This window comes from Nocardiopsis sp. M1B1, assembly GCF_052466615.1.
Map to the genome: position 1 here is coordinate 6,016,072 of NZ_CP196194.1, position 12,567 is coordinate 6,028,638.

Consider the following 12,567-nt stretch of genomic DNA (forward strand, 5'->3'; position numbering starts at 1 on the left):
CGCCCCCATTCTCACTGATCGCGAGCACCGATTTGACCATAACGAGGGTCAAGGTTCGCCCGATACATCCTCCGGAACCCGTCTCGGGCCCGTGACCACCCGGACACCGGAGACGCCGGACCGGGCCCGGGCGAACCGGAGCGGGCCCGGACCCCGGAGGGAACGGGTCCCGCGGCCCCGCCCCCGGGCACCCTGTCCTCCCGTCCGGGGGCGCGGCGGCCGCTCAGGCCTCCAGGTCGTCGGCGACCACGCGCAGCACGGAGGCGATCCTGGCCGCCTCGCGGCGTTCGGGGTGGCGTCCCCGGCGGTAGCCGTTGGACAGGCCCTCCAGCAGCTTGATGAGGTCCTCGGTGATCACCACCATCTCGTCCGGCTTCTTGCGCCGCGCCCGGGCGACCGAGTGCTGGTCCTCCAGGAGCTTGACCTGGAGCGCCTGGGCGCCCTTGCGGCCCTCGGCCACGCCGAACTCGACCTTCTGGCCGGGCCGCAGCGACGTGGTTCCCGGAGGGAGCGAGGAGGAGTGCACGAAGACCTCACCGCCGTCGTCGCGGGTGAGGAAACCGAATCCCTTGTCGCCGTCGTACCACTTGACCTTGCCGGTGGGCACCTGGGGACCTCATGCTTTCACTGGCGGGCGTGCCGGGAACGGGTCACGGGCGGGCGCGGTGGGGTCCGCGCCGTCCGCACGTTGCCGGGACACCCCTGGTTTTTCCACGGGTGCCTCCAAAGTAGTGCCCGGGGACTCACCGGCGCGAGGGCATAAACGGCCGCCGCTCCCCGCGCGTCCGGCGGGGCGGGGCCTCCCGGACGCGGGGCGGGCCCGGACACGTCGAGGAGGCCCGGATGCGGATCATCCGGGCCTCGCGGCGCCGACGGCGGCCCCTCACCGCTGGGTGCGGAGTGTGGGACGGGACTCGGCGGAGACACGGGCCGCCCCGGCTGCTGTGGCGACCGGGCTGGAGGCCGGGTCGCCGGTACTGACGCGACCGCCTGCAGCGAAAGAGGCGGTGTACCGACATGACTACCCGAATCCGTGTGTTCGGACGCGCGGTAACGGGCCGACCGGAAAAGGTTATTCCCCAGCGTTTGCCAAGCAATGACCAGCGGGAGCAGGCCGTTGAACTGGGAGAACACCGCGCGCTCCGACACGGCGCACGGCCGCGCGCACGTGCTCAGCGCGGCGCCGCGTCCCGCGCGGACGGCGCCGGGCGCGGGAGCCGGGAGTGGAGGTAGACCGCGCACACCAGGGACGCCACGCCGAGGCCGATGACCCCGGTGGAGGTCAGGGACTCCTGGACGTACTCGTCGACGAACTCGGCCTCGCCGCTCCACAGGGCCATGCCGAGCGCGCAGGAGAGCAGGGGCAGGCCCACGCCGATCCACTTGTCCCGGGCGGGCCACACCTGGCTGAGCAGGATCAGGGCCGCCCCCAGGACCCACAGGAAGGCCAGGTCCCACCACCAGGGCACGGCCAGCAGCAGCAGGAGCAGGGCCGCGGCCTCGGGCGGGTGGCGGCGCAGCACCGCCACCGGCCCGGACCGTTCGGCCCGGTCGCCGGGTCCGGGCCGGTCGCCTCGGTCCGCGCGGCGGCCCCGGACGCGCATCTCCGTCCGGCCGGGCCCCTCCAGCAGGGACCTGAGCCCGCGGTCGGGGCCGCCCCGCCAGGGCGGCGGCGGCCGGTCGGCGTGGCGCGGCCTGGAGGGGATCAGCTCGTCGTCCTCGACGTCGAGGTCACGGCCGTCGAGATCGCGTTCCACCAGGTCCCGGGGCGTGCCCAGACCCCTGAGGATGCCCCGGACGGTGTCCGCGTCGTCTCCTGCGGCGGCGCGGCGCGCGTCGATGCGCGAGCGCACTCCGGCGAGGTAGGCGGTGCGTTCCTGCGCAGTCATGCGCCCGTGCAGCTCCAGGCCGACCCCGGACAGATAATCCAGTACCAGTTGTTCCGAGCGCTGGGTCATGTCCCCAATACTGGCTCAGGACGACCTGGCTTTTAAGCCCTACTTCCCAGTTTCGGTCACCGGCTTTCCCTCGGATACGGTCTACGACGGTGTGACGGAGGCAGTCGCGGAAGCCACAGGGGACGGACGCGAACACCGGGGCCCTGATCGCTTAGCGTTGAACCGATGAGCGACAACGCACCGCCCGACGGGCGCGGACCGGGCACGGGGAACCGCACGGTCCCCGCGTCGGGCCGTCCCCCCACGTTCACCTCCTGGCTGCGCGGCCGGTCGGACGACGCACTCGTCGCCCTGCTGCGGGCCCGCCCGGACCTGGCCCAGCCCGTCCCCGCCGACATCGGCGCGCTCGCCTCACGGGCCACCACCCGCAACACCGTTCTGCGGGTCCTGGAACGGCTGGACCGGTTCACGCTCCAGGTGCTGGAGTCGGTGGTGGCCCTCGGCGACGACCGGCTGTCCGAGCCGGTGGGGGTGTCCGCCGCCGAACTGGCCGACGCGCTCGGACCGGTGGGCGGCCGCGGGGCCGACCGGGCGGACGGGACGGCGGACCCCTCGGACGGCGTCACGGTCGGCGGACGGGCCGCGAAGGCGGCCGACGGCGCGAGCCCGGGCGGCGGCCCCGCCGACGCCCGCGCCGGTACTCCGGAGCACGACACGGTGGACGGGCCGGTCGGCGAGGCCCTGGACACCCTGCTGCGCCTGGCCCTGGTCTGGCCCGACCGGGGACGGTTGCGCCCCGTCCAGGTACTGCGCGACCTGCTCCCCCGGCCCGCCCAGCTCGGCCCGCCCGCGCGCGTGCTGCTCGCCGCGCTGCCGCACGGCGCCGTCAGGAGGCTCGCCGACGACCTCGCGCCGAACGGCGGCGGGGACACCCCCGTCGAGGCGGTCGCCGCCGTGCTGTCCGCCCCGCCCGGCCCGGTCGGTGCCCAGGCCCGACGGCTGCTGGACAGCATGGCGTGGGGGCCGCCGCACGGGACCGTCTCCGACGCCCGCCGCGAGGTCACCCTGGCCACCGCCTCCTCCCCTGTCGAGGAGCTGATCGCCCGCGCCCTCCTGCTGCCGAGCGGCGACGACACCCTCACCCTGCCGCGCGAGGTGGGACTGCACCTGCGTTCGGGGCGGCTGTTCCGCGAGGTCACCACCGCGCCGCCGCCCTTCGAGGGGACCGCGCACCCCGCCGAAGCCGTGGCACGGGCGGCCGCCGGGCAGGCCTTCACGGTGCTGCGGGCCGTCGAGGAACTCCTGGAGCACTGGTCGGAGGACCCGGCCGCGGTGCTGCGCAACGGCGGTCTGGGCGTGCGCGACCTGCGCCGCGCCGCCCAGACGATGGACACCGACGAGGCCACCGCCGCCCTGTTCGTGGAGGTCGCGCACGCCGCCGGGCTGCTGGGCGCCGACGACCGGGTCGAGGGCGAGTGGCTGCCCACCCGCGAGTACGACCTGTGGCGGGAGCGCGCGCCCGCGCACCGGTGGCTGCGGCTGGCCTCCGCCTGGCTGGACTCGGACCGCGTGGCGTCGCTGAGCGGGTCGCGCGACTCGGGCGGGCGGATGCGCAACGCGCTCGGCCCGGGCCTGGTCCGTCCGGCCGCGCCGCAGGCCCGCCGCGACCTGCTCACGGAGCTGGGCACCGCGGAACCGGGTCTGGCCCCGCTGCCGGACTCGCTGTCGGCGCGCCTGTCCTGGCGGCGCCCGCGCCGCCAGTCGCCGGTCTACGCCGAACTGGTGCGGGCGGCGGCGGCCGAGGCGGCCGCGCTCGGCCTGACCGGGCGCGGCGCGCTGGCCGACCACGTCCGGCCGCTGCTGGACGGCGATGAGGAGGCGGCGGCGCGCGTCCTGGGCGGGGAGCTGCCCAAGCCGCTGGACTACGTGCTGGTGCAGGGCGACCTGACGGCCGTCGCGCCGGGCCCCCTGGTTGCCGAACTGGCCCGTGAGCTGGCCCTGGTCGCCGACGTGGAGTCCACCGGCGGGGCCACGGTGTACCGGTTCACGGAGGGGTCGGTGCGGCGGGCGCTGGACGCCGGGCGGGGCGTCGCCGACATCACCGCCCTGCTCGAACGCCACTCGCGCACCCCGCTCCCCCAGGCCCTGCGGTACCTGGTGTCGGACGTGGGCCGGCGGCACGGACGGCTGCGGGCCGGTTCGGCGTCGAGCTACCTGCGCTGCGACGAGCCCGCGCTGCTGGAGGAGCTGGTCAGCGACCGGCGGGCCGACGACCTGGGGCTGCTGAGGCTGGCGCCGACCGTGGTGGCGAGCCGGTCCACCCGCGCGGCGCTGGTGGAGCGGCTGCGGCAGCTGGGGTACCACCCGGTGCCCGAGGGCGGTGACGGGGCGATGCGGCTGAGCCGCCCCGAGGTGCGCCGAGCCGACGCGGCGGACACCGCGCCCCCAGTCACGGACGGGTCGGTGACGTCACGGGAACTGGCGGCCGCGGCCGTGCGGGCGGTGCGCGCAGGGGACGAGGCCGCCACGGCGGCGCGCACACCGGTACCGCTGCCCGAGAACGGCCCGCCGGGGTCGCGGTCGGCGGCGGTGCTGGAGGTGCTCGCGGGAGCCGCCAGGGACGGCCGGAGGGTGTGGATCGGCTACACCGACACCGACGGCCGACAGGTGAGCCGGATCGTGGAGCCGTCGGGTGTGGACGGGGGCTTCCTGACCGCCTACGACGCGACCCGGGCGGCGGTGCACCGCTTCGCCGTGCACCGGGTGACCGCCGTGGCCGAGCTGGACCCGGAACCGCGGGAGGAAGCGGGGCGGTAGGGGCGGGCGGAGCCGCGCCGGTCCGCCTGTCCTGGGACGGGACGGCGGGAGGCCCCGCGCGGGCGGACCGCGCCGTCCCGGACGGCGACGGCGACGGCGTTGGGAGCCCACCCGGGTTCCTCACGATCGGCCCGGAGGCGGCGGGCTAGTCTGGAACCGAGTTGGTCGACCCACCGACAGCGAGAGAACCCCCATGAGCAACGCATCGCTGCCCCCCGGGGCATCGTCCCCCCGTGAGCACGGACGCGACGACGACCGCGAGCGCCGCAGGGCCCGCGCCCCCGAGCGCGGCGGGGGGCGCGGGACCGGGAGCGACCGCCGCGACGACCGCGAGGACGAGCGCGACGGACCCGACGCACGCCGGACGGCGATCGGGGCCAGCAGTTCGACGATGGCGCTGATCCTGCACGCCCTGACCTTCCTGTGCTGCATGAACTGGCTGTTCGGCATCGCCGGGATCGTGTTCGCGGTGCGCGCCGCCCACGCCCGCGACCGGGGGCGCGCGGTCCAGGCCGAGACGCTCACGCGCTACTCCTGGTACTGCCTGGGCGCGGCCGGGGTGATGCTCTTCGTGATGCTGGTGCTGACGCTGGTGATGTTCACCCAGGCGGGCTCCTGGATACAGGGGATCGTCCCGGTCACCAACTACTGAGCCGTGTTTGGCGGACGGGGCCACCGGGCACCGCGTCTGCACGGAGCGCGGGGGTGACCGGCGAAGACGGTGCCGGGAGCGGTACGAGGCGGGTCCGGCAGGCAGGGGGAGGGGGACGAACGGTGATGAACGGCGGAGGCGGCCCGAAGGCCTTCTGGGAGAGGAAGCACGGCTACACACCGGGGTCCGCGCACGGGGGCGGCCCGGGGCGTCCGGCGTCCTCGGCGCCGTTCCGGCTGCCCGGGGGCCTGGGTTCGCCGGGTCCGGCGGGTCCGGTCGGTGCTCCGGGCGCGCCGGGGCCGCCCGGCCCGGGCGGACACGCCACGGGTTCCCTGCTGGGAAGCGCCCCGCCTCCGGCGGCGCCGGCCGGGGTGTTCCCCCCCGGGGCGGTTCCTCCGGCGGCCCCTCCCGCCCGCGTGGGCGGCGCCGTGGCCGCGCTGGTGGTGGCCGTCCTCAGCGCGGCGGCGTCGATTCTGATGATGTACCTGGGCTTCTGGTTCTTCCTGCTGGCGGTGAACGTGCCCGGGGTCTGGTTCGGCATCGCGACGCTGCGCAGGCTCCCCGACCCCGAACGGGTGGAGCGGTACATCCGGTACACCTGGACCTGCAACTTCGCCTATTTCGCGCTTTTCGTCCTTTTCCTCATCCCGGTCGTGGTCCTGGCCATGGTGATGCTCCTGTTCACCTCCTGACCGGACCCCGGCCGACCCCCTCCCCCTCCCCCCGCTGTTCGCCTGGCCCGCGACCGCCTCCCGGCCCGGACGGCCCGGGAGGACGGGAGTGCGGGCCCCGGGCATGATCGGAGGCCCGGATGCGTTGCACCTGTGGCCGCCCCCGCCCCGCGAGATTGAAGGTCCGTGTTGTCCTGCCTGATCGTCCAGTCCGACAAGACGCTCCTGCTGGAGGTCGACCACGAGCTGGCCGGCGAGTGCCGCCGGGCCATCGCCCCCTTCGCCGAACTCGAACGCGCGCCCGAGCACGTGCACACCTACCGGATCACCCCGCTGGCCCTGTGGAACTCCCGTGCCGCCGGGCACGACGCCGAGCAGGTCGTGGACGCGCTGATCCGGTTCTCCAAGTTCCCGGTGCCGCACTCGCTGCTGGTGGACATCGCCGAGACGATGGACCGCTACGGGCGGCTGAGGCTCGTGGGCGACCCGCGGCACGGGCTCGTCCTGGAGTCCTCCGACCGCGCCGTGCTGGAGGAGGTCGTCCGCGCCAAGAAGCTCAAGGGCATGCTGGGCGAGCGGCTGGGCGAGGACTCGGTCTCCGTGCACCCGAGCGAGCGCGGCAACCTCAAGCAGGCGCTGCTCAAGATCGGGTGGCCCGCCGAGGACCTGGCCGGGTACGTGGACGGCGAGGCGCACCGGATCGACCTCGACCAGGACGGCTGGGAGCTGCGCGGCTACCAGAGGGAGGCCGCGGAGAGCTTCCACGCGGGCGGGTCCGGCGTGGTGGTCCTGCCGTGCGGCGCGGGCAAGACCGTGGTCGGCGCGGCGGCGATGGCCATGACCGGGGCGACCACGCTCATCCTGGTGACGAACACGGTGTCGGTGCACCAGTGGAAGACCGAGCTGCTGCGGCGCACCTCGCTGACCGAGGACGAGATCGGCGAGTACTCGGGCACCCGCAAGGAGATCCGCCCCGTCACCATCGCGACCTACCAGGTCATGGCGGCCAGGCGCAAGGGCGTGTACACGCACCTGGAGCTGTTCGACGCCCGCGACTGGGGCCTGGTCGTCTACGACGAGGTGCACCTGCTGCCCGCGCCGATCTTCCGGATGACCGCCGACCTCCAGGCCCGGCGCCGACTGGGCCTGACCGCGACCCTGGTGCGCGAGGACGGCCGCGAGGGCGACGTGTTCTCGCTGATCGGCCCCAAGCGCTACGACGCGCCGTGGAAGGACATGGAGAACCAGGGGTGGATCGCCCCCGCGGACTGCGTCGAGGTGCGGGTGGACCTGTCGGAGGCCGAGCGGCTGGCGTACGCGACCGCCGAGCCCGAGGACCGCTACCGGTTCTGCGCCTCCTCCGAGACCAAGAACTCCGTGGTCCGGGAGATCGTGGAGCGCCACCCCGAGGAGCAGGTGCTGGTCATCGGCTCCTACATCGACCAGTTGGACGAGCTCGGCGCGTCGCTGGGCGCACCGGTGATCAAGGGCGAGACCCGCAACAAGGAGCGCGAGCGCCTCTTCGACGCCTTCCGCTCCGGGGACCTGCGGACGCTGGTGGTGTCGAAGGTCGCGAACTTCTCCATCGACCTGCCCGAGGCCGGTGTCGCGGTGCAGGTGTCGGGGTCCTTCGGCTCGCGGCAGGAGGAGGCCCAGCGGCTCGGCCGGGTGCTGCGCCCCAAGTCCGACGGCCGCGCCGCCCGGTTCTACGCGGTGGTGGCGCGCGACACCCTGGACCAGGACTACGCCGCGCACCGGCAGCGCTTCCTGGCCGAGCAGGGGTACGCCTACCGGATCACCGACGCGGGCGACCTGCTGTCGGGCGAGGAGATCTGACCGGGGCGGGCGGTCCCGGGCACGGCCCGGCGGGGCGGGTGCTCCCGGGGGCCGCCCGCGGGGCCGCGTCGGCTCAGAAGGACGGCAGACCGCCCATGACGTAGGTGCCCGCGGCGATTCCCCAGGCCACCAGGGAGTAGCTCAGGGTGCGGGTGCGCAGGAGCCGGTCGCCCCGCACGGAGGGGGCGGTGAAGGCCGCCACGAGGAGCGCCATGCCGAGCAGGGCGGGGATGGCGGAGGCCAACGCGAAGAGCTGGGTCTGGGCGGCGCACGCGGTGTAGCCGGATGTGCCGGGATCACCACAGAACACGTCGTTCCCCGATCGTTCGGTGCGGTCGGTACTCCCCGACCGTACCGTTTCGGCGGGGGCGCGCCGTCAACGGCCGCGGCCGCAAATCCACCGAGTCGGATTCGGTTTTTGGCGCCGCGCACCCCGCTCGCTCTTTACACGAACCCCTCCCGTGTCCAATCATGAGGGCACAGCAGCTCCCCCCAGCGGCCAGGAGGTCCTCCCCGTGCCCGTCTCCCCGACCCCCGCACAGCCCCCGTCCGCTCCCGCGGGGCGCCGCACCGGTTTCCACTCGCTCCGGGGCGGCGGCCTGAACTGGGACTCCCTCCCGCTCAAGCTGTTCGCCAAGGGCAACGCCCGGTTCTGGAACCCGGCCGACATCGACCTGAGCCGGGACGCCGAGGACTGGGAGGGGCTGGGCGAGGGGGCCCGGGCGCGGATCCTGCGGCTGTGCGCGTTCTTCGTGGCGGGCGAGGAGGCGGTCACGGAGGACATCCAGCCCTTCCTGCGGGCCATGGCCGCGGAGGGGCGGCTGGGCGACGAGATGTACCTGACCCAGTTCGCGTTCGAGGAGGCCAAGCACGTCCAGGCGTTCCGGCTGTGGCTGGACGCGCTCGGGGTCCACGAGGACCTGCACGGGTACGTGGACGCCAACCCGGGGTACCGGACGCTGTTCTACGAGGAGCTGCCCGGGTCCCTGGAGGCGCTGTTGGAGGACCCGAGCCCACGCAACCAGGTGCGCGCCTCGGTGACCTACAACCACGTCATCGAGGGCTCGCTGGCGCTGACCGGGTACTACGCCTGGAACCACCTGTGCACGGTGCGCGACGTCTTCCCGGGGATGCGCCGGATCGTGCGCAGCATCGGCGACGACGAGCGGCGCCACATGGCGTGGGGCACCTTCACGTGCCGCCGCCACGTCGCGGCCGACGACGCCAACTGGGACGTGGTGCGCGAGCGGCTGGACGAGCTGCTGCCGCACGTGACGTCCACGGTGGAACGCGGCGAGGAGCCCTCGGGCGACCCGGCGACCCGCCGCTACGAACTGCCGCCGGGCGAACTGGTCCGCTACGCGGGCGACCGCGCGCTGCGCCGCCTCGGCGCGATCGAGTCCGCGCGCGGGGTGCCCGTGTCGCGGATCGACCTGGACGCCGCGCCCGAGGAACTGGAGGAGCGGTTCGGCGAGGAGGACCGGGAGGCCGTGCGGAGGCTGGCGGCCCGGGACTGAGGACCCGCCGGGCCCGCCTGGACGGCAGCCCGCCGGGCCCCCTCAGACGGCGCTGCGCGGGGCGCGCCCGGACGCGTGCCACAGCTCCCGGCGCCCGCGTTCGGCCTCCAGTGCGACGCGCCCGAACGGCTCGGTCCGCCAGTCGTCCTCCTCCCGGTGGTTGGCGTAGAGCACGTCGCCGTCGCGGGAGAGGACGTAGAGCGAGTCCGCCAGCCGGTGGGTCTCCAGGAACTCCACCGTGTTGGGGAGGCCCAGATAGAAACGGTCATGGTGGAGTTCGGGCATCCACCTGCCGAAACCCTGGTCGGCGCGGGCCCGGGCGTACCGGTCAGCGATCGCGAAGCGGCTGTTGGAGCTGTGGGTGGCCACGAGGGCGACCTCGACCCGGTACCCGGCTTCGCGGAACCCCTCCACCCAGGACGCGGCCCAGTCGGCGCGGCCGAGGGGGTGGCTGCACACGGCGTCCACGCGGCCCGCGCGCAGGTGCGCCATGGCCAGCCCGTGCAGGCCGCCGACCTGCCGGGCCAGGGCGGAGGAGGCGGCGCGGTCGTCGGCGGCCATCGCCCACTCGTAGTCGGGGGCCAGGCGCAGCAGGTCGTCTCCGTCGTAGCTGACGGTGCCCTCGGGCAGGAACGGCAGGACCAGGCGCTGGAGGGTGGACTTGCCCGAGCCGGGCTGGCCGCCCAGGAGCAGGAGCCGGGGCCGCTCGCGGGCCGGTCCGGTGAGCCGGTCGCGGAGCGCGAGGTCGAACAGGGCCTCCAGGTCGGCCCCGGCCAGGACGGGGCCCGGCTCCCCGGGGGTAGCGCCGTCGCGGACACGGATCGGCTCGGCCCGCAGTTCGGCGACGGTTCGCGGGAGCTCGCGGTTGACCCGGGCGACCTCCCCGTCGTCCAGGAAGGGCAGCCGGGCCTCCCGCGCGAGGAGTTCGGCGGCGCGCTCCCGGAGCCCGGTCCTGCTCAGGCAGGCGCCGACGGCCGCGCTGTAGAGGTTGTAGGCCCGTTCACGGGCCTGCCGGGGACCGGCCTCCTGCGCGGGGAACCCGCCGCAGGCGCTGTCCTCCACCAGGGTCCGCTCGCCCACCTGTGGGATCGTCATCCGTGTCCGCCCTTCACCCACCGGGGATGCTAGTGCTTCCCCGGCCCCGGGGTACGGGGTTCGGCACGGTTGGCCGGAGGCGGCCAGGAGGACGGGGCGGGACGCGGCGCGTCCCACCCCGTCAGCGCGGTCAGGCCGCGGAGCACGTCACCTCGGGCGTGCCGTTGCTACCGCCGTGGGTCCCGGTGAACCCGAACTCGGTGCTGCCGCCGGCGCCGAGCGTGCCGTTCCAGCCGATGTCGGAGGCCGTGACCCGCGACCCGCTGCTGGAGAACTCGGCGTTCCAGCCCTGGGTGAACCGCTGTCCGTCGGCGTAGGTCCACGTCACGGTCCAGCCGCTGAGGGAGTCCTCGGCGGTGACCGTCACCGCCGCCTGGAAGCCGTTGCCCCACTCGCTGACGATCCTGTAGTCGGCCGTGCAGCCCTCGCCCGCGGGCGGGTCGGTGGGCTCCTCGGGGTCGGTCGGCTCGCCCGGGTCGGTGGGGTACTCGGGGGCGTTCACCGCCATGTCGTAGGCGGCCTGGGGTACGAACTGCCCCGCGGGGGCGATGCAGCCGTCGGCCTCACCGGGCAGCTTGGTCCAGATGAAGGCGTCGATCAGCGGGTTGCCGGTGTCGGTGGTGCTGGGGCGGCCGATCATCCGTCCCGGCGGATCGCACCACTCGTTCTGGGGCGCGGGGCCGTTGCCGTTGCGGCTGGTGTCGACCACGGCGCCGAGCCCGGACACGCCCGTCGCCGCGATGACGGCCTCGGCGAAGGCGACCTCGTCGTGGGTCCAGTTGTAGTTGGAGGTGTTGGTGGCGATGCCGTGCGCGCTGTTCGCGACGTCCGCGCCGTTGAGCAGGTCGGCGGCCTCCTGGGGGCCGAGCCAGGCCGAGTTGCCGATGTCGAAGTAGACCCTGGCCTCGGAGGAGCCCTCCATGAGCGCCTTGCCCGCGTAGGCCATGGAGTCCAGGAGCTCGGACGGGTCGCTGCAAGCGCTCACCAGCGGCAGGGCGTCGGGCTCCAGGACGATGGTGGCGGACCGGCCCTCCAGACCCGCGGCGACCTCGTCGACCCAGGCGCGGTAGGCGTCGTGGCTGGGCGCTCCGCCGCCGCTGTGGTTGCCGCAGTCGCGGCCGGGGATGTTGTAGACCACCAGGATGGGGGTCTGCCCCTGGGCGTCGGCGGCGCTGACCACCGCGTCCACGTCGTCGCGGACCTCGTCGGGGTTGTACTGGGTGAACCAGGTGGCCTGGGCGACCGAGGCGATGCGGTCGCGGATGACGTCGGCCCGGGGGTCGTTCGGGTTCTCCTCGACCCAGACGGCCGCCGACGTGTCGGGATTGACGTAGAACTCGGACCCGGCGGCCGAGGCGGGCGCCGTGGCGAGCAGCGCCGCTCCCAGTGCCAGGGCCGAGACGGAGCTCACTGCGGCTCCGATGGCTATGCGTGTGCGGGACATGAGCCTTCCTTCGGTGTGGTGTTCCCCGGTTTCCCCTGCTTCCCCGTTACTGCGCGCATGGGAGCGCTCCCAAAAAGTCACAGTACCCGGCGGGGCCCCTTGCCCCCAGGGGGGTAACGACTGTGTTCCCCAAAGGTGACATCCACGCCCTGACATAAGGTGGTCACATGTCATCCACCCCGCCCTCCTCCCCCGCCGTCATCGACGCCCTGGCCTGGGTCCACGTCCGCGAGGGGCGCCTGCTGTGCGTGCGCACCGACGGGGTGGACCTGTTCTACCTGCCCGGCGGCAAACGCGAGCCCGGGGAGAGCGACGAGGCCGCGGTGGCCCGCGAGGCGCTGGAGGAGGTCAGCGTGGTGCTGCGGCCGGACACGGTCCGCCGGATCGCGGTGATCGACGAGGCCGCCCACGGCCAGGGCCCCGGCACCCGCGTTCGCCTGTCGTGCCACACCGCCGAGTACGACGGCGAGATCTCGGCGGACAACGAGATCGCCGAACTCGCGTGGATCGGCTTCGCCGACCGCCGGCGCTGCGCCCCGGCGGTGCGCCGCCTCATCGAACTCCTCCACGCCGAGGGCACCGTCGACTGACCCGCGCCCGGCCCCTCCTCGCCGCGGAAAAATGAGTGGCCCGCGCC

Annotated in this window: 11 protein-coding genes; 6 read left to right on the forward strand and 5 right to left on the reverse strand. The window is 74.4% G+C overall.

Going from position 1 to position 12,567, the window contains the following annotated elements; translation table 11 throughout:
* Window positions 1–223: 223 nt before the first annotated feature.
* Entirely contained in the window at window positions 224–607 is a 384-nt protein-coding gene (locus tag ACSTA4_RS26070) for a cold-shock protein (RefSeq protein ID WP_212642631.1), read from the reverse strand.
* 565 nt (window positions 608–1,172) lie between these two features.
* Entirely contained in the window at window positions 1,173–1,958 is a 786-nt protein-coding gene (locus ACSTA4_RS26075; RefSeq protein ID WP_444961389.1) for a hypothetical protein, read from the reverse strand.
* 165 nt (window positions 1,959–2,123) lie between these two features.
* On the opposite strand from ACSTA4_RS26075, the gene ACSTA4_RS26080 reads away from it, so the two are divergent.
* From ACSTA4_RS26080 to ACSTA4_RS26095, 4 genes are all read left to right on the forward strand, one after another.
* Window positions 2,124–4,715 (forward strand): helicase-associated domain-containing protein, encoded by a 2,592-nt coding sequence (locus tag ACSTA4_RS26080; RefSeq protein WP_444961390.1) that lies wholly within the window; start codon window positions 2,124–2,126, stop codon window positions 4,713–4,715.
* A gap of 193 nt (window positions 4,716–4,908) precedes the next feature.
* The gene (locus tag ACSTA4_RS26085; RefSeq protein ID WP_444961391.1) at window positions 4,909–5,367 is read left to right on the forward strand and encodes a hypothetical protein; all 459 of its coding nucleotides are present in this window, start codon (window positions 4,909–4,911) and stop codon (window positions 5,365–5,367) included.
* Between the two features lie 416 nt (window positions 5,368–5,783).
* Window positions 5,784–6,059 (forward strand): hypothetical protein, encoded by a 276-nt coding sequence (locus tag ACSTA4_RS26090; RefSeq protein WP_444961392.1) that lies wholly within the window; start codon window positions 5,784–5,786, stop codon window positions 6,057–6,059.
* A 168-nt stretch (window positions 6,060–6,227) separates the two neighbouring features.
* Window positions 6,228–7,874 carry a DNA repair helicase XPB gene (locus tag ACSTA4_RS26095; protein WP_416023630.1) on the forward strand — a complete coding sequence of 549 codons (1,647 nt, stop codon included), beginning with the start codon at window positions 6,228–6,230 and terminating at the stop codon, window positions 7,872–7,874.
* Window positions 7,875–7,947: 73 nt separating this feature from the next.
* Here the strand turns inward: ACSTA4_RS26095 and ACSTA4_RS26100 are convergent, their stop codons facing one another.
* Entirely contained in the window at window positions 7,948–8,184 is a 237-nt protein-coding gene (locus ACSTA4_RS26100; RefSeq protein ID WP_013155191.1) for a hypothetical protein, read from the reverse strand.
* A 205-nt stretch (window positions 8,185–8,389) separates the two neighbouring features.
* Between ACSTA4_RS26100 and ACSTA4_RS26105 the strand changes: the two genes are divergently transcribed.
* On the forward strand, window positions 8,390–9,391 hold the full coding sequence (locus ACSTA4_RS26105; RefSeq protein WP_444961393.1) for a R2-like ligand-binding oxidase: 1,002 nt from the start codon (window positions 8,390–8,392) through the stop codon (window positions 9,389–9,391).
* 42 nt (window positions 9,392–9,433) lie between these two features.
* On the opposite strand, the gene ACSTA4_RS26110 is transcribed toward ACSTA4_RS26105, so the two are convergent.
* Complete coding sequence (locus tag ACSTA4_RS26110; RefSeq protein WP_444961394.1) at window positions 9,434–10,486, reverse strand: zeta toxin family protein; 1,053 nt, start codon at window positions 10,484–10,486, stop codon at window positions 9,434–9,436.
* Window positions 10,487–10,616: 130 nt separating this feature from the next.
* A complete protein-coding gene (locus ACSTA4_RS26115) occupies window positions 10,617–11,930 on the reverse strand; it encodes a glycoside hydrolase family 6 protein (RefSeq protein ID WP_444961395.1) in 1,314 nt (437 codons plus the stop codon).
* 167 nt (window positions 11,931–12,097) lie between these two features.
* On the opposite strand from ACSTA4_RS26115, the gene ACSTA4_RS26120 reads away from it, so the two are divergent.
* On the forward strand, window positions 12,098–12,520 hold the full coding sequence (locus ACSTA4_RS26120) for an NUDIX hydrolase (RefSeq protein ID WP_444961396.1): 423 nt from the start codon (window positions 12,098–12,100) through the stop codon (window positions 12,518–12,520).
* The last annotated feature ends 47 nt before the right edge of the window (window positions 12,521–12,567 follow it).